General features: G+C 67.8%; 20 protein-coding genes and 1 tRNA gene. 13 read left to right on the forward strand and 8 right to left on the reverse strand.

All coding sequences use genetic code 11. From position 1 onward, the window contains the following. Window positions 1-174 precede the first annotated feature (174 nt). The 3 genes from AC5Y3P_RS01545 (at window position 175) to mspA (ending at window position 3353) form a co-directional block, all read left to right on the forward strand. Complete coding sequence (locus AC5Y3P_RS01545) at window positions 175-1527, forward strand: S1C family serine protease (RefSeq protein ID WP_500044114.1); 1353 nt, start codon at window positions 175-177, stop codon at window positions 1525-1527. Next, window positions 1527-2069 (forward strand): MogA/MoaB family molybdenum cofactor biosynthesis protein, encoded by a 543-nt coding sequence (locus AC5Y3P_RS01550; protein ID WP_500044115.1) that lies wholly within the window; start codon window positions 1527-1529, stop codon window positions 2067-2069. The genes AC5Y3P_RS01545 and AC5Y3P_RS01550 overlap by 1 nt, the downstream gene beginning before the upstream one ends. A 648-nt stretch (window positions 2070-2717) precedes the next feature. After that, a complete protein-coding gene (gene mspA, locus AC5Y3P_RS01555; RefSeq protein ID WP_500044116.1) occupies window positions 2718-3353 on the forward strand; it encodes a porin MspA in 636 nt (211 codons plus the stop codon). A gap of 201 nt (window positions 3354-3554) precedes the next feature. Here mspA and AC5Y3P_RS01560 read toward each other — a convergent pair whose 3' ends face one another. The 5 genes from AC5Y3P_RS01560 to AC5Y3P_RS01580 form a co-directional block, all read right to left on the reverse strand. Then, the gene (locus tag AC5Y3P_RS01560; protein ID WP_500044117.1) at window positions 3555-6080 is read right to left on the reverse strand and encodes a polynucleotide kinase-phosphatase; all 2526 of its coding nucleotides are present in this window, start codon (window positions 6078-6080) and stop codon (window positions 3555-3557) included. Beyond that, on the reverse strand, window positions 6077-7444 hold the full coding sequence (locus AC5Y3P_RS01565) for a 3' terminal RNA ribose 2'-O-methyltransferase Hen1 (protein ID WP_500044118.1): 1368 nt from the start codon (window positions 7442-7444) through the stop codon (window positions 6077-6079). Before AC5Y3P_RS01565 ends, AC5Y3P_RS01560 begins: the two co-directional genes overlap by 4 nt. Window positions 7445-7534: 90 nt before the next feature. Then, window positions 7535-8017: a large-conductance mechanosensitive channel protein MscL gene (gene mscL, locus AC5Y3P_RS01570; RefSeq protein ID WP_500044119.1), complete on the reverse strand. Its 483-nt coding sequence runs from the start codon at window positions 8015-8017 to the stop codon at window positions 7535-7537. Window positions 8018-8102: 85 nt separating this feature from the next. After that, window positions 8103-8762, reverse strand: a complete 660-nt coding sequence (locus AC5Y3P_RS01575) for an SAF domain-containing protein (RefSeq protein WP_500044120.1) — start codon at window positions 8760-8762, stop codon at window positions 8103-8105. A gap of 65 nt (window positions 8763-8827) precedes the next feature. Next, a complete protein-coding gene (locus AC5Y3P_RS01580; RefSeq protein WP_500044121.1) occupies window positions 8828-9151 on the reverse strand; it encodes an FmdB family zinc ribbon protein in 324 nt (107 codons plus the stop codon). Between the two features lie 130 nt (window positions 9152-9281). Between AC5Y3P_RS01580 and AC5Y3P_RS01585 the strand changes: the two genes are divergently transcribed. Then, window positions 9282-9980 carry an HNH endonuclease family protein gene (locus tag AC5Y3P_RS01585; protein WP_500044122.1) on the forward strand — a complete coding sequence of 233 codons (699 nt, stop codon included), beginning with the start codon at window positions 9282-9284 and terminating at the stop codon, window positions 9978-9980. Between the two features lie 10 nt (window positions 9981-9990). On the opposite strand, the gene AC5Y3P_RS01590 is transcribed toward AC5Y3P_RS01585, so the two are convergent. Then, on the reverse strand, window positions 9991-10572 hold the full coding sequence (locus tag AC5Y3P_RS01590; RefSeq protein ID WP_500044123.1) for a 5-formyltetrahydrofolate cyclo-ligase: 582 nt from the start codon (window positions 10570-10572) through the stop codon (window positions 9991-9993). 83 nt (window positions 10573-10655) lie between these two features. Here AC5Y3P_RS01590 and AC5Y3P_RS01595 point away from each other — a divergent pair, with 83 nt between their 5' ends. The 6 genes from AC5Y3P_RS01595 (at window position 10656) to AC5Y3P_RS01620 (ending at window position 15930) form a co-directional block, all read left to right on the forward strand. Beyond that, complete coding sequence (locus AC5Y3P_RS01595; protein WP_500044124.1) at window positions 10656-11570, forward strand: UTP--glucose-1-phosphate uridylyltransferase; 915 nt, start codon at window positions 10656-10658, stop codon at window positions 11568-11570. A gap of 56 nt (window positions 11571-11626) precedes the next feature. Then, a complete protein-coding gene (gene glp / locus AC5Y3P_RS01600; protein ID WP_500044125.1) occupies window positions 11627-12868 on the forward strand; it encodes a molybdotransferase-like divisome protein Glp in 1242 nt (413 codons plus the stop codon). 5 nt (window positions 12869-12873) lie between these two features. Further along, window positions 12874-13527 carry a GNAT family N-acetyltransferase gene (locus tag AC5Y3P_RS01605; RefSeq protein ID WP_500044126.1) on the forward strand — a complete coding sequence of 218 codons (654 nt, stop codon included), beginning with the start codon at window positions 12874-12876 and terminating at the stop codon, window positions 13525-13527. Window positions 13528-13755: 228 nt separating this feature from the next. Beyond that, the gene (sepX, locus tag AC5Y3P_RS01610) at window positions 13756-14847 is read left to right on the forward strand and encodes a divisome protein SepX/GlpR (RefSeq protein WP_500044127.1); all 1092 of its coding nucleotides are present in this window, start codon (window positions 13756-13758) and stop codon (window positions 14845-14847) included. Window positions 14848-14898: 51 nt separating this feature from the next. Then, window positions 14899-14971 (forward strand) — tRNA-Ala (locus tag AC5Y3P_RS01615). Between the two features lie 98 nt (window positions 14972-15069). Next, window positions 15070-15930, forward strand: a complete 861-nt coding sequence (locus tag AC5Y3P_RS01620) for a 3-hydroxyacyl-CoA dehydrogenase (protein ID WP_500044128.1) — start codon at window positions 15070-15072, stop codon at window positions 15928-15930. Window positions 15931-15976: 46 nt separating this feature from the next. Here AC5Y3P_RS01620 and AC5Y3P_RS01625 read toward each other — a convergent pair whose 3' ends face one another. Beyond that, window positions 15977-16996, reverse strand: a complete 1020-nt coding sequence (locus AC5Y3P_RS01625) for a phosphotransferase (protein WP_500044270.1) — start codon at window positions 16994-16996, stop codon at window positions 15977-15979. A 145-nt stretch (window positions 16997-17141) separates the two neighbouring features. Between AC5Y3P_RS01625 and AC5Y3P_RS01630 the strand changes: the two genes are divergently transcribed. The 3 genes from AC5Y3P_RS01630 (at window position 17142) to AC5Y3P_RS01640 (ending at window position 19659) form a co-directional block, all read left to right on the forward strand. After that, the gene (locus AC5Y3P_RS01630) at window positions 17142-17735 is read left to right on the forward strand and encodes a TetR/AcrR family transcriptional regulator (protein WP_500044129.1); all 594 of its coding nucleotides are present in this window, start codon (window positions 17142-17144) and stop codon (window positions 17733-17735) included. 105 nt (window positions 17736-17840) lie between these two features. After that, entirely contained in the window at window positions 17841-18836 is a 996-nt protein-coding gene (pat, locus tag AC5Y3P_RS01635) for an acetyltransferase Pat (RefSeq protein ID WP_500044130.1), read from the forward strand. Between the two features lies 1 nt (window position 18837). Next, window positions 18838-19659, forward strand: a complete 822-nt coding sequence (locus AC5Y3P_RS01640; protein WP_500044131.1) for a shikimate 5-dehydrogenase — start codon at window positions 18838-18840, stop codon at window positions 19657-19659. Between the two features lie 3 nt (window positions 19660-19662). Here the strand turns inward: AC5Y3P_RS01640 and lpqN are convergent, their stop codons facing one another. After that, window positions 19663-20364, reverse strand: a complete 702-nt coding sequence (lpqN, locus tag AC5Y3P_RS01645; RefSeq protein ID WP_500044132.1) for an envelope biogenesis lipoprotein LpqN — start codon at window positions 20362-20364, stop codon at window positions 19663-19665. Window positions 20365-20770: the final 406 nt, after the last annotated feature.

Genomic DNA, 20770 nt, shown 5'->3' on the forward strand with positions numbered 1-20770 from the left:
TCGGTGACGCAGAGCACACCCGGGGTCCAGCAAAATGGTGGTGCGTCCCGAAACGGGAAGTCAACGCGACGGCAGAGCGTTTACTCAGTGGACTCTCAGTCGAGCTAGGCACAGTGGACGTCAATGCTCGCGCCGTACGGCTGCCAATGAACAAGTAAGGACGAACCCGACCACATGACAGATCCGCGATATTCGCAGCCGCACCGTACCGGTACGCATACGCCGTACGGCACCGGCGCGTACCCGGCCTACAACACCGGCCAGCATGAGCGGTTCCAGACCGGTAGCCATCAGCAGCCGTACGACTGGCGCTACGCCACCCAGCAGCAACAGCGGGCAGCCGCCGATGCCTACCGCAGCGGTCAGCCCCCGCGTCCCGGGCGGCCCAAGCCGTCATCCGGCGGACCGCGCGCCGGGGCGCTGGCGGCCGGCGCGCTGGCGATCGCCGTCGTCTCGGCCGGGGTCGGCGGTGGCGTCGCCACCGTGCTGCGGCCCGCCGAGTCGGGGATCACCACCACGATGACGACGGTGGGTCCAGCGCCCAGCCTGCCGGCCGCGAACGCGCCGGTGGGCTCGGTCGAGCAGGTCGCCGCCAAGGTGGTGCCGAGCGTGGTCAAACTCGAGACCAGCCTGGGCCGCGCCAACGAGGAAGGCTCCGGGGTCATCCTGTCGGCCGACGGGCTGATCCTGACCAACAACCACGTCGTCGCCGGCGCCGCGGTCGACGACGGGCCGGGAAGTGCACCGATCGACCGGACCAAGCCCACCACCACGGTCACCTTCGCCGACGGCCGCACCACCACGTTCAGCATCGTGGGCGCCGATCCGGCCAGCGACATCGCGGTGATCCGGGCCGACGACGTCGACGGCCTGACCCCCATCACGCTGGGGTCCTCGGCTGACCTGCGGGTGGGCCAGAACGTGGTGGCGATCGGCTCGCCGCTCGGCCTGGAGGGCACCGTCACCACTGGCATCGTCAGCGCGCTGAACCGTCCGGTCTCCACGGCCGGTGACAGCCGCAATCAGAACACCGTGCTGGACGCCATCCAGACCGACGCCGCGATCAACCCGGGCAACTCGGGCGGGGCGTTGGTCAACATGAACGGCGAACTGGTGGGCATCAACTCGGCGATCGCGACCCTGGGCGGTGACGCACAGAACGGTGGCCGCAGCGGTTCGATCGGGTTGGGCTTCGCCATCCCGGTGGACCAGGCCAAGCGCATCGCCGACGAGCTGATCAGCACCGGGACCGCGCAGCATGCCTCGCTGGGCGTGCAGGTCAGCAACGACGTCGCCATCAACGGGGCGAAGGTCGTGGAGGTGGTCACCGGTGGTGCGGCCGACACGGCCGGTCTGCCCAGCGGCGTGGTCGTGACCAAGCTGGACGATCGGGTGATCTCCAGCGCCGACGCCCTGGTGGCCGCGGTGCGCTCCAAAGCGCCTGGTGACAAGGTGACATTGAGCTATCAGCAGGACTCCGGCCCGACGAAGACCGTCGACGTGACGCTGGGTAAGGCCAAGCAGTAATGGGGACGGTGCCGCCGGCGTCGGACCCCGGATATACGGTGGCTTCCATGGGAGAGTCTGTGGAGCTGGTAGGTCGCGCACTGGTGGTCGTCGTGGACGACCGCACCGCACATGGCGAGGCAGACCACAGCGGCCCGCTGGTCACCGAGTTGTTGACCGAAGCCGGTTTCGTCGTCGACGGCGTCGTGGTGGTGTCCGCGGACGAGGTGGAGATCCGCAATGCGCTCAACACCGCGGTGATCGGCGGCGTCGATCTGGTGGTGTCGGTGGGCGGCACCGGGGTCACCCCGCGTGATGTCACGCCCGAGGCGACCAAAGAGCTGCTGGACCGCGAACTGCTGGGCATCGCCGAGGCGTTGCGCGCATCGGCGCTGTCCGCCGGCGTCATCGACGCCGGGCTGTCCCGTGGGCTGGCCGGGGTGTCCGGCAGCACGCTGGTGGTGAACCTGGCCGGATCGCGTCCTGCCGTGCGTGACGGCATGGCCACGTTGAACCCGTTGGCTGCCCAGGTGATCGGCCAGCTTTCGAGCCTGGAGATTTAAACCATGGCGGGGCGGACACGATACCGATCAGCGACCGCCAAGTCAGCCAGCTGGCAGCTGAACATTTCGTTACAAGGGTGTGAACTGCGAAAACAGCGTCATTGTGATCTTCGTCACAGCGGGAATATATTGTGACCGCCCGGCACCGGCCCGACCGTGGGCTAGTTAACAAGATCTTCGGGAGCGAAATTCCCCGGGAATCCGCCGAGGAGCATGACCGGGATGCCGCGCGCGGTGATCAGGACCCGGACCGCTGGCTTCGGGATAACGTCCCGCCCCACCACGGTTGAGCTTTACTGCAGGTGAAAGCATTTCCGGCGGGTGGGAAAAGTTCCCGTGGACTTCCTCTCATCGCCCCTCGCGGGATAGATTCGCTCATTCGATTGTCAAGATCAGATAGCTGCCAGCAAACAAATTTCCAGAGGCGATTCGGGCGGCCGCCAGCGACGTACGCGTTGCCGGGCCTGCCCAGCGCCGTTATGTTCCTCGTGTCACTAACGATGTGTGAAACGTAAGAGCGACGTGTGAGGCCTCTCATTTGTCTCTCGTGCGGCGTGATTGGTGTCAGCATGTGGGCCCCAGGCACGAATAACCCCATATTTCGGTGCACCCCCGAAGAGGTCACCGCCGACACAAGCTAGGGAGAACATGAAGGTAATAAGTCGGGTGCTGGTGGCTTTCCTCGCCGCCGTCGCGACACTGTTCGTGGGCACGGGGACCTCTCAAGCAGGCCTGGACAATGAGCTTTCGTTGGTTGACGGTCAGGGCCGGACCCTGAACATCCAGCAGTGGGACACCTTCCTCAACGGTGTGTTCCCCTTGGACCGCAACCGGCTGACCCGTGAGTGGTTCCACTCCGGCAAGGCGCAGTACAACGTGACCGGTGACGGCGCCGACGACTTCGAGGGCAAGCTGGAGCTGGGCTACCAGGTCGGCTTCCCCTGGTCGCTGGGCGTCGGTATCAACTTCGCGTACTCCACCCCGAACATCCTGATCGACGACGGTGACATCACCGGTCCGCCCTTCGGTTTCGACTCGATCATCACGCCGAACCTGTTCCCGGGTGTCTCGATCTCGGCCGACCTGGGCAACGGCCCCGGCATCCAGGAAGTCGCGACCTTCTCGGTGGACGTGGCCGGCCCGACCGGCGCGGTGGCAGTCTCCAACGCGCACGGCACCGTCACCGGTGCGGCCGGCGGCGTGCTGCTGCGGCCGTTCGCCCGGCTGATCTCCAACAGCGGCGACAGTGTCACCACCTACGGCGAAGCCTGGGACATGAAGTAGTAGTTCTCCCTTAAGAAGCGCCCCCGACCGGCAGGCCGGGGGCGCTTCTTCTTTTGTCCTGCTTGTCCGCCGGCTGGCCCGTCCTGCTCGTCCGCCCGGCTGGCCCGTCAAACTCATCCGCCCGGCTGCGGTTTCATACGCAACACGCGGGGCAGGGCGTATCAAAGCGCAGTCTTGCCAGCCCCGGGGGACCGGATTCGGCTACAGCCGCGGGTCCACGGGTTCGGACTCCAGCGCCAGTACACCGAAGACGCATTCGTGGATGCGCCACAGCGGCTCGCCGGCAGCCAACCGCTCCAACGCTTCCAGGCCGAGCGCAAACTCGCGCAGCGCCAGCGACCGCTTGCGGTTCAACTGCCGCTGCCGCAGCCGCTCCAGATGCACCGGCTCGGTGTAGTCCGGGCCGTAGATGATGCGCAGATACTCCCGCCCACGCACCTTCACGCCCGGTTGCACCACACCCTTGGACCCGCGGGTCAACGGCTGCATCGGCTTGACCACCATGCCCTCGCCGCCGGCCGCGGTCAGCGACTCCCACCACTGGCAGCCGGCCTGTACCGAGGCCGCATCCTCGGTGTCCACCACGAGTCGGCGGGTCGGGGTGAACAGCCCCGGATCGGCGGCCACCAGAGCGTCGGCCATCTGCAACTGCCAGGAGTGTTCCCGGGTGGCCAACACCGAGCCTTCTGCGGCCAACAGGACGAACGGCGCCAGGGTCACCCCGTCCAGGCCGCTGACCGGCGCGCAGTAGCGCCGATAGGCGTCCCGGTAGCCGGCCAGGTTCGCCATCCGCGACCTGGCGGAGTCCAGCAGTCCGTTCACGTCCTGTCCGCGTTCCCGGGCCGCACCGAGCGCCTTCACTGTCGCGTCCAGGGCCGCCGAGCCGGCCGCAGCCACCGGTGCGAACTGCGTGGTGATCAGATCGGTGGCCTTGGCGCTCCACGGCAACAACTCGGCGTCGAACAGCAGCCAGTCGGTGCCCAACTGGTCCCACAGCCCGGCCAGCGCAACCCGGATCCGGTTCAGCAGTTGCTCGGTGAGCTCCGGCTCGAAGAACGATCGCCCGGTGCGGGTGTACACCGCGCCGCCGCCGTCGATGCCGAACCGGTCCCTGGCCGAATCGCGGCACACCACCGCGCGGGAACCCATGTGTTTCTCCTCGCACACCACCGTGGACACCCCGTCGGCCCGGTACCCCTTGAACGCCTCGGCCGGATGCTCCAGCAATCCCGGCAGCGACGACGTCGCAACCGGGCTCATGGTCGGCGGCAGGTACATCAGCCAGCGCGGGTCGACCGCGAACCGGCTCATCACCTCGAGCGCGGCCGCGGACCGGTCAGCCGGAATCGAGATCCGGCCCAGGTGTCGGGTTTCGATGCCGCGTTTACCGGTGACGTCGGCCAGCTCCAGTACACCCGCGGCCCGCTCGGCCTGCGCCGGCGCCGCCGCGGCGGCCAACGGCTTGCTGGGCTGATACCAAACCTGCTGTGCCGGAACCGAAACCACCTCCCGCTCCGGATAGCGCAGCGCGGTCAGCCGACCGCCGAACACGCACCCGGTGTCCAGGCAGAGCGTGTCGTTGACCCATTCGACGTCCGGGGTCGGGGTGTGCCCGTAGAGCACCATGGCCTTGCCGCGGTAGTCGTTGGCCCACGGGTAACGCACCGGCAGCCCGTATTCGTCGGTCTCGCCGGTGGTGTCGCCGTAGAGCGCGAACGAACGCACCGCGCCGGACGCCCGGCCGTGGTAGTTGGCCGGCAGCCCGGCGTGCGCCACCACCAGCCGGCCGCCGTCGAACACGTAGTGCGCCACCAGCCCGGAGCAGAACTCCAGCACGCGTTTACGGAAGTCATCCGACTCCGCGCCGAGCTGTTCGAGCGTCTCGGCCAAACCGTGTGCCAGTTTGACCTTGCGACCACGCAGCGCGCGCACCAACTTGTCCTCGTGGTTGCCGCACACGCAGATCGCGGTTCCGGCCGCCACCATGCCCATCACCAGCCGCAGCACGCCCGGAGTGTCCGGTCCGCGGTCCACCAGATCGCCGACGAACAGCGCCCGTCGCCCCTGCGGATGCGCGGCACCGACCGCGCGGCCGTCGTCGTCCCGTGCCAGGACATAGCCGAGTTCGCCGAGCAGCGCTTCCAGTTCGGTGCGGCAACCGTGCACGTCGCCGATCACGTCGAACGGGCCGTGGTCGGAACGCCGATTGTTGAACAACGGCTCGATCTCGAGCTGCGCGGCTTCGACGTCCTCGACCGAGCGCAGCACGTGCACCCGGCGGAAGCCTTCCTTCTCCAAGGTGCGCAAGGACTTTCGCAGCGCATTGTGGTGTCGGCGCACCACGTCGGGGCCGAAGTTCCGGTCGGTGCGCTCGGCGTGACGTTGCAGGCACACCGCTTCGGGCAGGTCCAGCACAATCGCCACCGGCAGCACGTGGTGCGCGCGGGCCAGCTCGATCAACGCCTTGCGATCCTCGCGGTGCACGTGGGTGGCGTCGATGACGGTCAGCTTGCCGGCCGCCAGCCGCTTACCCGCAACGTAGTAGAGCGCGTCGAAGGCATCCGCGGTGGCCGACTGGTCGGACTCGTCATCGGACACCAGGCCGCGGAAGACGTCGCTGGACAACACCTGGGTGTCCCGAAAGTGTTGCCGGGCAAAGGTGGACTTGCCCGAGCCGGACGCACCGACGAGTGCCACCAGGGACATCTCGGGAATGCCCAGCCTCATGGCGTCACCTCGAAGATCGCCGCCTGGGTCGGCGGACCCAATTCGGGATCGACCGGGCCGATGTCGAAGTAGCGCACCGAGTAGCCGTACCGATCCGCAGCCGTTTGTGCCCAGCTGCGAAACTGTGCCCGGGTCCACTCGAAGCGGTGGTCGAGATGCCGAAACTGACCTGCCGCAAGAGCTCCGAAGCGCACGTTGTACTCCACGTTGGGCGTCGTGACGATCACCGCGCGGGGCCGGGCCGCGCCGAACACCGCGTGCTCGAGTGCGGCGAGCCGAGACTCATCGACGTGCTCGATCACCTCCATCAAGACGGCCGCGTCGTAGCCGCGCAACGTCGCGTCGACGTAGGTGAGCGCAGATTGGCGCAGTGCCAACCGGTTTCGCACTCGGTCCGGCATATCTGCGAAGCTGCGCTCGGCGGCCTCCAGCGCGCCGGCGGACACGTCGAGTCCGACGATCTCGGTGAACTGCGCATGCGCGAGCAGTTCGCGCACCAATGCCCCTGGGCCGCAACCGAGATCGAGCACCCGCCGCGCACCCAGCTCCAGCAGCGCAGCCACCACCTGGGCGCGGCGCTGCTCGGCCAGCGGTGCGACCCGCGGGGCAGTCAGCGCGTCATCCAACTGTTCGGGCGCGGTGTCGTCGGCGGTCGCCAGCCGACTCAATGCAGCGTGCACGTAGGCCGGCCGGTACTTGAGGTAGCGCCGGCTGATGAACTCGCGCTCCGGATGCGTCGGCAGCCACCCCGCACCGGCGCGCAGCAGCTTGGCCACCTCGTCCTCGTTGACCCAGTAGTGCTTGGCGTCGTCGAGCACCGGCAGCAGCACGTAGAGGTGCCGCAACGCGTCGGAGACCCGCAGCGTGCCGGTCAACCGCAGATCGACGTACGGCGAAGCGCCCCACTGCGGGAACTGCGGATCCATCGGCAGCACCCGGGCTTCGACGGACCAGCCCAGCGGTTCGAACAGCCGGCCCACCAGACCCGCGTCGCCGCGGGCAGGCACCGCCGGCAGGTGGAGTTGCAGCGGGATCACGGTGTCGGCGAGCTGCTGTTTGCTGCTCACCCCGTTCATGGCCGACTTGAACACCGCGCTCAGCGCAACTGCCAACAGCGAGCCGGCCGCATACGGACGGTCGTTGAGGTACTGACCGAGGGCCACGGAATCCTTGCGCGCCAACGTCACCGGGTCGACGTCGAGCAGCAGGGCCGCGGTGCACTGCTCGGCGTCGGCCTGCGGATAGAAGACGTGCGCGACGCGTCCGGCGGCCAGCGGGAAGGTTTGTACCCGATCGGGGTGCTTGTGCAGCAAGAACCCGAGGTCGGTCGCTGGGGTGTGAGTCGTGGACAGCGTCAGGAGCACGCTGCACAGTATCCGTCGGCCCGACACCGTGTCAGCACAGTTTTTCGGCGGCCGCCCCCGAAACCGGGGCGGCCGCCGAGAACTCGGGTGTTACTGGCCGCGGTAACCGGGCGGCGGTCCCTGCTGCGGCGGAGCGGGCGGACCGGCGTGCCGGCCACCACCGGCCGGGGCCCGCACCGCGCGTTGCTGCTGCAGCAGGTCCCGAATCTCGGTCAGCACGGTCAACTCGGTCTCGTCCTCCTCGACGGCCTCGTCGTCCTTCTTGAGCTTCTTGAACGGCACGACGATCAGGAAGTAGACCACCGCGGCCACGATCAGGAAGTTGATGGTGGCGGTCAGCAAGTCGTTGAAGTCGATCGCGAGCAGGACGTTGCCGGCCTCATCCTTCTTCAGGGGGACGGTCAGGAATCCGTATTGCTTGTCGTCGCTGAACCCGACGGCGTCGACCAGTGGCTGGACCACCTTCTCGGTGAACGCCGTGACCACGCCGGTGAACGCGGCGCCGATGACGACCGCGACCGCAAGGTCGATGACGTTGCCGCGCGCTATGAACTCTTTGAAACCCTTGAGCATGCGGAGCCCTTTCTGCAGGTTGCCCGGTTGCGACTTTGCACGTTAGTCGGGTTTGCCGAGCAACGGGACAACTTCTGGTCTCGGTTCAATGCAGGGTCAGTGTCAACGTGTCGGTCAGCGAAGCACCGGCAACTTCATTTGCTGCCGCCGCAGGCAATGCGAGCAGGACGACGCGGTCGTCGTGCGTAGCCTGCGCAGGATCCGACACCAGCACGACGACCGCGTCGGTAGCAACCACCCGCGGGTCGCCGTCGGCCGCGGCGGCGGGTGCGGCGAGGACGTCGACGACGTCGCCGACCCGGATCAGATCGAGTACGGCGGCGTCGGCCAGGTGCAGCGGCACGATCCGCGCGTCGGGGCCGGCCGCTGATTCGGCCAGCCGCGAGCTGAGTAGTCGGACATCGGTGAGCACTTCGCCGCGGCGCACCGGGCCGGCCGGCGTGGCACCCAGCACGGCGGTCGGTTCGGACTGCGAACCATCCGGGACAGTGCTGCTCAGCCGGCTTTCCAGGCGCACGTCGTCGGCGCTCAGCGCGACACCGGGGGACAGGTCGCGGGTCGCGACGACGACCACGGCGTGGTCCCCGTCGGGGTTGGCGCGCAACGCTGCTGCCGCGGCCAGCAGCACCAGTGCGGCCGCGGCAATGCGGCGGGTCCGCACGGTGTGCACCCAGTCCGGCTGCAGTGCCTGCCGGATCCGGTGGAGCAGCGTGGGGTTCAGTGAGTCAGCCCGGCCGTCGGCCATCTGGGCACGGTAGAACGCCGGATGCGCCGAGCGTGTTCAGCGCGGCGCGGGGGTGTGGATGACGGTCAGCTGGCGGCGGCTGCGGCCGGCGCGCTGGAGCTGCTGCTGGAGTCGCTGGAGCTGCTGGACTTCTCCGACGAGCTCGAGGAACTCGACGAGCTCGACGAGCTGGACTCGCTGCTGCTTGATCCGTTCGACGACTTCTTGCCGGATTCGCGGTTGTCGGTGCGGTAGAAACCGCTGCCCTTGAACACCACGCCAACGGAATTGAACAGCTTGCGCAGCCGCCCTTCGCACTTGGTGCAGGTTGTCAGGGAGTCTTCGGAGAACGACTGCACCGCGTCGAAGCGGTCACCGCAGTCGGTACACGCGTAGCTGTAGGTCGGCACGAAAACCTCCGGGGGATGCTCAGAACTGTTAGCACTCTACCGTCTCAAGTGCTAGAACCGCTATGTGGCGAATGTCATTCCCCGGCGCGGCGGTCGGCGGCCACAGCGATCGGGGGCTTGGCTGGCCGTGGTGCTCGCGGTGATCGTCGCGGTGCTGGTGTTGACCTGGTGGCGCGATGGCCGCTCCAGCGGACCGTCACCGACCTGGACGCCTGAGGCCCCGACGTCGTCGCCGTCGGAGTCCGGACCTGCGCCGGATCCGCGCTTCGACACTGCCCGTGCCCAGTTGGCGGCGCTGCCGGTCAAAGGTTGGGATCGGCATCAGGACTTCGACCGCAGGGCGTTCGGCAAGGCCTGGAGCGACGACGTCGACGTCGAGTTCGGCCGCAACGGCTGCAACACCCGCGACGACATCCTGCGCCGCGATCTCACCGATTTGGTGGTGCGACCGGGCACCTGTTTCGCCCAAACCGGCGTGCTGCACGACCCGTACCGGGGCAGCACGATCGACTTCGTGCGCGGCCCCACCACATCCAATGCGGTCGAGATCGACCACGTGGTGTCGCTGGCCGACGCTTGGTACAAGGGTGCGCGGCAGTGGGACGAGCAACGGCGACTCGACTTCGCCAACGACCCGCGCAACCTGCTGGCCGTCGACCCGAAAGCCAACTTCGCCAAGGCCTTTCGAGATGCGGCCGGGTGGCTGCCACCCAACGAGGACTTCCGTTGCGAGTTCGTCGCACGGCAAGTGGAGGTCAAGACCGCCTACCAGCTGTGGGTGTCGGAGAACGAAGCCCGCGTGCTGGACGAGGTCCTGGCGAGCTGTTGAGCCCGCTGACCTACAGCTTCTGCAGCCCGCCGCGCGGGGTCAGGACGTGGGTCATCGGCACATCATGGGGTTCGGTCGGCAACTCGTCGAGCACCTCGTCGTCGCGCACCACGGCCACCAGCCACGAAGCCGGATCACGCAACGGCAGCGTCCGGTCGTAGTAGCCGGCGCCGCGGCCCAGCCGGACGCCGCGGCGGTCCACGGCCAGCGCGGGCACCAGCACGACCGGGGCCTGCGCGATGGTTTCGGCTGGCAGCCGCGGACCGGTCGGTTCCAACAGCCCCAACCCGGCCGGGGCCAGCTGATCGGCGCGATAGTCCGCCCACTGCAGTGCTCCGGTCGCGACGATCGGCACCAGCACCCGCACGCCGGTGTCGAGCAGACGATCCAACATGGCCGGCGTACCCGGCTCGGTGCCGACCGGGACGTAGGCGCAGATCGTCGGCGTCTCCGCCGCGCCGGTCAGGTCCGCGGCCAGCGCGGCCAGGTGCTCGCCGAGCGCGGCCGCCTCCGCAATCCGGGTGCTCGCCGGGACGGCGCGACGCGCCGCCCGCAACTCAGTGCGCAGCTGTGCTTTGGCCCCGACCTTCACGCGGTCCACAATGGCAGCCGCCCAGGTTGGGCGCCACGTTGGGCGCCACACCGCAGCGGGCTTCTTGCCGTTAGGGTGTCAGCATGTCGCAGGCTCCTTTGGTACCCATTCCGCGCACGGCCATCGTGCCGGCCGCTGGTCTGGGGACGCGTTTCCTGCCGGCGACCAAGACCGTTCCCAAGGAACTGCTGCCGGTCGTCGACACTCCGGGCATCGAGCTGGTGGCCGCCGAGGCCGCCGAAGCCGGTGCCGAGCGCTTGGTGATCGTCACCTCGGAGGGCAAGGACGGCGTCGTCGCGCATTTCGTCGAAGACCTGGTGCTCGAAGGCACCCTGGAGGCCCGCGGCAAGCAGACCATGCTGGAGAAGGTCCGCCGCGCACCCGCGCTGATCAAGGTCGAGTCCGTGGTGCAGGCCGAGCCACTCGGGCTCGGCCATGCGGTGATGTGTGTGGAACCGACACTCACCGACGACGAGGACGCCGTCGCGGTGCTGCTGCCCGACGACCTGGTATTGCCCACCGGGGTGCTGGAGACCATGTCCAAGGTGCGGGCCAAGCGCGGCGGGACCGTGCTGTGCGCCATCGAGGTGCCCGCCGACGAGATCAGCTCCTACGGCGTGTTCGACGTCGAAACCGTTCCGGACGCCGCCAATCCGAACGTGCTGCGGGTCAAGGGCATGGTGGAAAAGCCCAAGGCCGAAGACGCTCCGTCGCTGTACGCGGCCGCCGGTCGCTACATCCTGGACCGCGCCATCTTCAAGGCGTTGGGCCGGGTCGACCGCGGTGTGGGCGGCGAAATTCAACTCACCGACGCGATCGCGTTGCTCATCGAAGAAGGCCATCCGGTCCACGTGGTGGTGCACCGCGGTTCTCGACACGATCTGGGAAATCCCGGGGGCTATCTCAAGGCTGCGGTTGACTTTGCCTTGGACCGTGATGACTACGGCCCGGATCTGCGTCGCTGGTTGGTAGCGCGGCTGGGCCTGACCGAGCAGTAGAGGTTCCGTCGGCCCGGCTGGGTATGCGCCGGGCCCGACGGCGGAAAGGGCGCGCTGTGCGTTCGGTGGAAGAGCAGCAGGCCAGGGTGCAGGCGGCAGCCGTGGCACCTCGACCGGTGCGGGTGGCGATAGCTGAAGCGCAGGGTTTGATGTGCGCCGAAGAGGTGGTTACCGAGCGTCCCCTGCCCGGGTTCGACCAGGCTGCCATCGACGGTTATGCGGTGCGCAGCGTGGACGTGCTCGGTGTGGGATCGGCCGTCGACGCGCCCGAGATCAGCCTGCCGGTGATGGGCACCATCAAGGCCGGAGCCCGTACCCCGAGCCGGTTGCAGCCGCGGCAGGTCGCCCGGGTGCAGACCGGGGCGCCGATGCCCACGCTGGCCGACGCGGTATTGCCGCTGCGCTGGACCGACGGCGGTGACTCCCGGGTGCGGGTGCTGCGCGGGGTGCGTTCGGGTGCCTACGTGCGGCGCACCGGCGACGATGTGCAGCCCGGTGACGTGGCGGTGCGGGCCGGAACCATCATCGGGCCGGCCCAGGTCGGGCTGCTCGCCGCGGTCGGGCGAGAACGCGTGCTGGTCCATCCCCGACCTCGGCTGACCGTGCTGTCGGTGGGTGGCGAGTTGGTCGACGTCTCCCGGACCCCCGGCAACGGCCAGGTGTACGACGTGAACTCCTATGCGCTGGCCGCCGCCGGGCGCGACGCCGGCGCCGAGGTCAACCGGGTCGGCATCGTCGACAGCGACCCGGCCAAGCTGCGTGAGGTGGTCGAGGGTCAGCTCAGTCGTTCCGAACTGGTGGTGATCGCCGGTGCGGTGGGTGGTGCGGCCGCCGAATCGGTGCGCGCGGTGCTGTCCGAGCTCGGCGAGATGGAAGTGAGCCGGGTGGCCATGCATCCCGGGTCGGTGCAGGGCTTCGGCCAACTCGGTCGCGACCGCGTGCCGGTCTTCTTGCTGCCGGCCAACCCGGTGTCGGCGCTGGTGGTCTTCGAGGTGATGGTGCGTCCGCTGATCCGGTTGTCGCTGGGTAAGCGGCAGCCGATGCGCCGAATCGTGCAGGCCCGCGCCCTGGCGCCGATCGACTCGGTGGCCGGCCGCACGGGTTACCTGCGCGGGCAGTTGATGCGCGATCAGGACACCGGCGAGTACCTGGTGCAGGCATTGGGTGCGCCCGGTGCCTCGTCGCATCTGCTGGCCACGCTGGCCGAAGCCAACTGTCTGGTGCTGGTGCCCAGCGATGTCGAGGAGGTTCGCACCGGTGAAGTGGTCGACGTGGCCTTCCTCGCGCAGCGCGGCTGACCTGCGTGAACCTGTTCCGTCCTGCAGCTGACCACCCCGGCTGGCCCGCGGTGCTGGGTCCGCTGCGGGTGTCGGCCGGTGTGGTGCGACTGCGGCCGGTGCGGCTGCGCGACGCCCACGCATGGAGTCGGATCAGGCTGTCCGACCGTGCCTTCTTGGAGCCGTGGGAGCCGTCGGCCGAGGTGGACTGGGTTGCCCGGCACGCCCTTTCGTCGTGGCCGGCGGTGTGCTCGGCGTTGCGTGCGGAGGCCAAGAACGGCCGGTTGCTGCCGTTCGTGATCGAAGTCGACGGGCAGTTCGCCGGGCAACTGACGATCGGCAATGTCACGCACGGGTCGTTGCGTTCGGCGTGGATCGGCTACTGGGTGCACAGTGAAGTCACCGGCGGGGGAGTGGCCACCGCTTCGTTGGCGTTGGGGCTCGATCATTGCTTCGGTCCGGTGCGGCTGCACCGGGTGGAGGCCACCGTGCGGCCGGAGAACGCCGCGAGTCGGCGGGTGCTGGCCAAGGCCGGCTTCCGGGAGGAGGGCCTGCTCGAGCGTTACCTCGACGTCGACGGTGCCTGGCGGGACCATCTGCTGGTCGCGGTCACGGTCGAGGAGTTGTCCGGCTCGGTGGCCGCTGCGCTGGTGCGGTCCGGTCGGGCCCGCTGGGTGTGACGGGCCTTCCCTCACGTTGAGTGCGAACTCAGGTAGCAAAAGTGCGAGTGGCGGCCTACCTGAGCGCTATATGAACGGGCCGGGACCGAGATTCCTGTTACCAATGTGACAAAAGTGCCTGTTGATGCTTTGAAATACTGAATTACAGGTGTGTAATTGTGATCGGCGCGCCGCCCACGGTTGCGCTGGTCACAGACCTAGCCTGAACGGGGAAAGGAGCAGGCCACCATGCCAAGCATCCCCCAGTCCCTTCTTTGGATCTCCCTCGTGGTGCTCTGGCTGTTCGTGCTGGTGCCCATGCTGATCAACAAGCGGGACACCGTGAAGCGCACCAGCGACGTGGCCTTGGCGACTCGCGTGCTCAACACCAGACTGCGCAGGCGCGGCGGTCCGGCCGCGGGGCACGCCAGTGATCCCGATTGGCGGCACGAGGAAGATCAGGACGACGTCTTCGACGACGACGACGACCGCACCGGTCCGGTGGTGGTGACCGGCAAGCCGTCGCGGGTGCGGTCGGTGGCCGTCGTGGCGGCGGTGACCGTCGAGGAGGAGACCGACTATCTCGACGTCGACGTCGTCGACCCGGACTCGGGTGCACTGCCGGTGGGCCGGCTGCAGGAGGAAGAGCTGCCGCTGGAATTCGGCAGTGACACAACCACTCCCGAACCGGTAGCCGAAGCCCCCGAACCAGTCGAGGCGCAGCAGCCCGAGCCCGTCGAAACCGTGGCCGAGCAACCCGAGGCGCAGCAGCCCGAGCCCGTCGAAGCCGAAGCCGAGCCCGAGGCTGAACACGCCGAGGCCCCGGTCGCCGACGGCACCCAAGACGAGTACGAGTACATCGAAGACAGCTCCGGCCTGGAGCCCGAAGCCGAGCCGGGCACTGCGCCCGCACCGCCGCGGCGCCGGCACGTATCGGCCACCGCCGCTGCGGTCAGCGCCCGCAAGTATCGCTTCCGCAAGCGGGTGCTGCTGGCCATGTCGCTGGTGATGGTCGCGACCAGCCTGACCGCGCTGCTGGTCACACCGGATGTCTGGTGGGCATGCGGTTCGGCGGCCCTGATAACCCTGCTGTACCTGGCCTACCTGCGGCGGCAGACCCGGATCGAAGAGCGGCTACGCCGTCGTCGTATGCAGCGGATGGCCCGTTCGCGGCTGGGAGTGGAGAACACCAGCGACCGCAACATGGACATCGTGCCGGCCCGGTTGCGCCGCCCAGGTGCAGCAGTGCTCGAGATCGACGACGAGGACCCGATCTTCGAGCATCTGGAGTACACCAGGTTCTCCCGTGACTACGACCTGCCCCGGGCAGCAGGGCAGTGATCCGCCGGTTTTAATTTGGCGACGGCAGGCTGGTAGCCTGCTACCGATCAAGGGGCTATGGCGCAGTTGGTAGCGCGACTCGTTCGCATCGAGTAGGTCAGGGGTTCGATTCCCCTTAGCTCCACAGAATTTGACCAGTCGAGCACATGTGCGGGCTAACGTTGGGCACGCCGGAGTCCACCGGCGCTAGCCAGTCAACGCACTGCGTTCGGAAGGTGAACGATGGTCTCCGATATCCGTAATGTCACCGTGCTCGGCTGCGGCGTACTGGGTTCCCAGATTGCGTTCCAGAGCGCATTCAGGGGCTGCACTGTCACCGCCTACGACATCGATGACGATGCCCTGGCCGCCGCTCGGCAACGTTTCGACCAACTCGCCGCGACCTATGTCAAGGAGGTGCCCGAGGCCGCCGACGGGACCGCCACTACGGCTGCGCTCGGCCGACTCAGCCTGACCAGCGACTTGGCTGCAGCCGCGGCCGAGGCCGACCTGGTGATCGAGGCCGTGCCGGAGGTGCTTTCGCTCAAACGCGAGATCTACCAGAAGCTCGGCCAGTTGGCGCCGGCAAAAACGATCTTCGCCACGAACTCCTCGACGCTGCTCCCCTCCGACCTCAAGGACTTCACCGGACGCCCCGACAGGTTCTTGGCCTTGCATTTCGCCAACAAGGTCTGGCAGTTCAACACTGCCGAGGTAATGGGCTCGCCAGAGACCGATCCGCAGGTGTTCGCTGAGGTCGTCGAGTTCGCCAAGGCCATCGGGATGGTGCCGATCGAGCTGCACAAGGAAAAGGCCGGTTACGTACTGAACTCGTTGTTGGTGCCGTTCCTGCACGCAGCGCTACAACTGGCGGCCGGTGGCTATGCCGATCCGAGCGACGTCGACAAAACCTGGCGGATCGCCACGGGCGCCCCGGTCGGTCCGTTCCAGATCTACGACCTGGTCGGTATGCGCACCGCCTACAACATCATGGTCAGCGGTGACGCGGAGTCCCAGCAGTTGGCTGCCTGGCTCAAGACGAACTACCTGGACAAGGGAAAGCTGGGGCTGGCTTCCGGAGAGGGCTTCTACAAGTACACCTGACCCGGTCAGCCGCCCCCGACTCCATGAGGTCGGCCGATTTGACCGCCTAGCTGATCGCCGCGATCGCCGCAGCGCTATCCAGGTCGGCAAACGCCGCCGAATAGCGTTGCGCCAACGCCAATGCGATGTCCGGCCGTTGCCACAGTTCACCGGCGCTGGCGGTGCACAACCACAGCGTCAAACCGTGCGCCACCGACGCCCGGTAACGCAACCAGATCTCATCCAGACTCGGCAGCTCATCGGCCGGCAATCCCAACGCATCCCGGTACTGCTCGAGCAACTGCGCCTCGCCGGCGCGCCGATCCTCAGTGGTCAACGCACCCTGCAAGAAGTAGCCCAGATCCAGCGACCAGTTCCCGCGCCGGGCCACCTGCCAGTCCAGGAACCCCACTTCGCCGTCCGGCGTCAGATAGGTGTTACCGATGTGCGGATCGCCGTGCAGCAGCGTCTGTGCCGAGGCGGTCAACGTCCGGATGTAGGGCTTCCAGATGTCTTCGAGCAATGACTCGATGGTCAACGCGGCCACCGCCGGCGGCGCGTCATCGCCGAGACGTTCCAGCGCGGCCGGCAACGGCGCAATCTCCATGCCGTCCCACGGCAGGAAAGGTTCGAGCCACTCCAGTGCCGGGTGGTCCTGCACGCGTTGGCCCCAGAACCGGCCGTGCATCCGGCCCAGGCCGCGCACACCGGATGCGGCCTGCTCGATGGTCAGCGGCCGGGTGGCATCACGCGGATCGGCGCCGCGGGCATCCAGGTCCTCCATCACCAGCGTGAAGTCGTAGTCGTCCTCGTCGATGAGCGCGGTGTAGACCGCGGGGTGTTCCAGCGGCAGCTCGACGCCGGAGATGAACAGCCGGGGCTCATGGAACATCCCGCTGGTCAGCCGGATGAGTTCCTTGTGGTCGGGGTCGGCGGCCTTGATGAACACCGTCGCCGGGCCCGGCGCCGACGTCGGCGCGTAGCGCACCTCCAGCCGCGCGCGCCGATTGGTGCCGTCATCGCGCAGTGCGACGACGACGTCGTCGACCACGACGCCGGGGTGATGGGCGGCCAGGGCGGCCGACATCCAGGCCGGCGTGACCTCGTCCCAACTCTTGGGAACCGACAGCGGCAGGGCAGCGCTCAACTCGAGTCCTCTCTCGCGATCAATAACGACACGATACGTGTCGTAAGTGCCATGCGGAAGGCTCCGGCCGCCTAGACTTTCCCGAATGGCCGAACCACGCGCGGGCCGGCCCCGAGACGCGCAACTCGACCACGCCATCTTGGCGGCCACCCGGGCTCTGCTGACCTCGGGCAGCTACGCCGACCTCACGATGGAGCGGATTGCGGCCGAGGCCGGGGTCGGCAAGAAGACGCTGTACCGGCGCTGGCCGTCGAAGGCACCGTTGGTGGCCGACGCGGTGCTGAACGCCTACGGCCGGGACGGCTCCTTCCCGGTTCCGGACACCGGTGACCTGCGTGCCGATCTGTTGCGCTGGCTCACCGAGCACGGCGAGTTCATCGCCGAACCGGCCAACGCCAACCTGATCCGGGCCTTGATCGCCGCGTCGGCCGCCAGTCCCGGCGACCACTCCGATCTCTACGGTCAGCTCAGCGTCCCGCAACATGCCGGGCTGCTGGTGCGGTTGCGCAGCGCCGTCGACTCGGCCGAGATCCGTGCCGATGCCGACCTCGACGCCGTCGCCCGCGCCTTGATCGGCACCCTGCTGCTGCGGGTGCTCACCCGCAACAACGACAGTCCGGCAACGGGATTCGCAGCCCTGCTGGACGTGCTACTCGACGGTGTGTCCGGACCGGACTGAACATCGGCTGAGATATCGGCAGAAGCACACTCGGTCGGAGCGCGGTTGGACGTAGTCTCCAACGTGGCAGCCGGATAGCCATGCGATGACCAGGAAGACGATGCCGTGGCCGAACTGATCACTCAGCGGGCTGATCAACTTGCGAAGCTGTCGATATTCGCCGACTGCTTCCCGGCCGACCTGTACGGCTTGGCGCTGCAACTGCAGCCGCTGCGCGCCGAACCCGGCGAAGTGCTGATGGCGCAGGGCGACGACGCCGACTTCTTCCTGATCATCGGCTCCGGCCAGGTGCTGGTCCGGCACGTCGACGTCGACGGCGACAGCTCGGAGGTTTCGCTGGCGGCCGGTCAGCTCATCGGCGAGATCGCGCTGCTGCGCCACTCTGCGCGGATGGCCACCGTGCTGGCCGGCACCGCGGTGCAGGCCTGGCGCGGCGACGACGCGGCGTTCGACGAACTGATCGAGTTGCCCGGTGTGCTGCGGATCATGGTGCGCACCGCCCGCCAACGGCTGGCTGAATTCGTCGAGCCGGTGCCGATAAAGTTGCGCGACGGATCCGAAATGTGGTTGCGCCCAGCGCTTCCCGGGGACAGCGTGCGGGCCGGCGGCGGTCCGATCGAATTCTCCGCCGAGACCATCTACCGGCGGTTCATGTCGGTGCGCCAACCCAGTCCGGCGTTGATGGATTACCTCTTCCAGGTCGACTACGTCAATCACTTTGTCTGGGTTGTCACCGATGAGCACGACGACGTTGTCGCCGACGCCCGCTTCATCCGCGATCGCGCGCACCCGGAGGAAGCCGAGGTGGCGTTCATCGTCGCAGATGACTACCAGGGCAAAGGGATCGGATCATTTCTGATGAAGGCTCTCGTGCTGGCCGCGCCGGTGGCCGGGGTGCGGAAGTTCACCGCGCGGGTGCTGGCCGACAATGGTCCGATGCGCAAGATCCTCGACGGGCTGGGCGCAGTGTGGGTGAGGGAGGACCTGGGAGTGGTGATGACCGCGGTTGAGGTACCCGATCGGGCCGACGTGCATCTGCCCAAACATTTGAAGGCGCAGATCGCGGCGATGGCCGCCCAGGTACTGCAGGCGGTGAGCTGAAATGCCGCGCCCGCCGCTGAGCAAGGACACCACGCTGTGTATCTCGTTGGCCGCCCGGCCCAGCAACATCGGCACTCGCTTCCACAACCATCTCTATGAGCTGCTCGGGTTGGACTACCTCTACAAGGCGTTCACCACCACCGATATCGAAGGTGCGATTGTCGGCGTGCGGGCCTTGGGTATTCGGGGCTGCTCGGTGTCGATGCCGTTCAAGGAAGTGGTCTTGAGCCTGGTCGACCACGTCGAGCCGTCGGCTCAGGCCATCGGCTCGGCCAACACCATCGTCAACGATCGCGGACTGCTGACCGCTACGAACACCGACTACCTTGCCGTCGAACGGTTGATCGACCAGTACGGCCTGGATCCCGCGCGCAGTGTGCTGATCCAGGGCAGCGGTGGGATGGCGCATGCGGTCGGGGCGGCCTTCCGGGACAGCGGATTTGGCAACGGGTTGGTGGTGGCGCGAAACCCGGACGCGGGACCGGCGCTGGCCGGCCGGCTGGGTTACCGCTGGCGTCCACACATCGGTGGGGCGCGGGCCTCCATCCTGGTCAACGTCACCCCGATCGGAATGGCCGGCGGGCCCGAGGAACACGAGTCGCCGTTTGCGGACGAGGTGATCGACGCCGCCGACACCGTGTTCGACGCCGTCGCGCTACCGGCCGAGACGCCGCTGATCCGGGCCGCGCGGGCGGCGGGCAAGCAGGTGATCACCGGCGCGGAAGTCATTGCGCTGCAAGCCGCCGAACAGTTCGAGCGCTATACCGGGGTGCGGCCCGGCCCCGAGCAGATCGCCGAGGCGTCCGCGGTGTCGCGGGCCTGACGTCTAGACCGTGATGGTGGTCTGTTCGTCGATGATGTCGGTGGCCGCATCGAGGATGTCGGCTTCCGATTCGTCGACGTACGCATTGAGCTGCAGCACGTAGACCGCACCGTCGCCGGGGATCACCACCGTCTTCTGCGCGATCATGCCTTGGTTGCCGTCCATGTCGTAGCTGCCACCGATCTGCACCGCATCGAAGCCGCCGAGGCTGTCCCGGGTGCCCTCGCTGGGTCCGTCGAAGCCCGGAATGTTGCGCAGCTCACCGGGTGCCAGTGCGAGGATCTCGTCGGGATCGACATTGCCGGTGAGCTTGGACAGCAGCGACAGGATGCGCGGCGGGTTGTTCGGCACGGCCGAGGAGTCATAGACGATCGCGCCGTACGGCGCGGCGGGGGCGTAGGCGTCGGTGACCGACCAGCCCGGCGGGGTCGGCAGGTTGATCGTCGGGCCCGGATCCTGCGGCCGGAGCGTGGTTTCTTCAATCCCGTTCTCCAGCACGTAATCCCGGATGGTCCGATGCTGTCCGGCCTGCGGTGTCGCGGTCGGGGCGGCGGTGCTGGTCGCGGCCGACGTCGTCGCTTCGGTCGAGGTATCTTCGGGCGCGGTGCGAGCGGTGCCCTCGGTGGTGGTGGAGCAACCGGCCATCGCCACCGCGATCCCGGCAGAAATCAGAGCGGCGCCGACACGCTCGGCCAAACGGGTCATTGCTGCAGCTTACGGTGATCCGCCGGCCGCGTCGTCGATCCTGGGCCACTGGTAGGTCCGGCGCACAACGGCCCCGGTCACGGGTGCCGGGTCTCCGGGCGCCCCGTCCGCTGCATGTCATCTGACGGCGTTGTTGTCAATTTCGCTGCGCAACCCCCGGCACCGGCGCACACTGCTGCTGTACTGCGGGGTCGGGACCCGCGATGACGTGTGGGGACGTCGCTGCGGCGGGGCAGTGCAGGGGTTCTGATCTCAGGGGGAGGTCGGATCATGCGCGGGTGGCTTCGTTCGCTGGCGGTAGCGGTCACTGCATTGGTTGCGGTACTCGCGCTCGGTTGGTCACCACAGCTGAGCACTGTGGTGCGACTGCTGGGCACCACGGCTTTCGTGATGGGCGGTACCGGGC

The sequence above is a fragment of the Mycobacterium sp. NGS45 genome (assembly GCF_059812645.1).

Coding starts and splice junctions, on each gene's coding strand:
- mspA (WP_500044116.1), top strand. CDS start 2,718: ATGAAGGTAATAAGTCGGGTGCTGGTGGCTTTCCTCGCCGCCGTCGCG.
- AC5Y3P_RS01545 (WP_500044114.1), top strand. CDS start 175: ATGACAGATCCGCGATATTCGCAGCCGCACCGTACCGGTACGCATACG.
- AC5Y3P_RS01575 (WP_500044120.1), bottom strand. CDS start 8,762: ATGGCCGACGGCCGGGCTGACTCACTGAACCCCACGCTGCTCCACCGG.
- AC5Y3P_RS01595 (WP_500044124.1), top strand. CDS start 10,656: ATGTCGCAGGCTCCTTTGGTACCCATTCCGCGCACGGCCATCGTGCCG.
- AC5Y3P_RS01630 (WP_500044129.1), top strand. CDS start 17,142: ATGGCCGAACCACGCGCGGGCCGGCCCCGAGACGCGCAACTCGACCAC.
- AC5Y3P_RS01620 (WP_500044128.1), top strand. CDS start 15,070: ATGGTCTCCGATATCCGTAATGTCACCGTGCTCGGCTGCGGCGTACTG.
- AC5Y3P_RS01640 (WP_500044131.1), top strand. CDS start 18,838: ATGCCGCGCCCGCCGCTGAGCAAGGACACCACGCTGTGTATCTCGTTG.
- AC5Y3P_RS01625 (WP_500044270.1), bottom strand. CDS start 16,996: ATGTCGGCCGCCCTGGCCGCCCATCACCCCGGCGTCGTGGTCGACGAC.
- lpqN (WP_500044132.1), bottom strand. CDS start 20,364: ATGACCCGTTTGGCCGAGCGTGTCGGCGCCGCTCTGATTTCTGCCGGG.
- AC5Y3P_RS01560 (WP_500044117.1), bottom strand. CDS start 6,080: ATGAGGCTGGGCATTCCCGAGATGTCCCTGGTGGCACTCGTCGGTGCG.
- sepX (WP_500044127.1), top strand. CDS start 13,756: ATGCCAAGCATCCCCCAGTCCCTTCTTTGGATCTCCCTCGTGGTGCTC.
- AC5Y3P_RS01550 (WP_500044115.1), top strand. CDS start 1,527: ATGGGGACGGTGCCGCCGGCGTCGGACCCCGGATATACGGTGGCTTCC.
- mscL (WP_500044119.1), bottom strand. CDS start 8,017: ATGCTCAAGGGTTTCAAAGAGTTCATAGCGCGCGGCAACGTCATCGAC.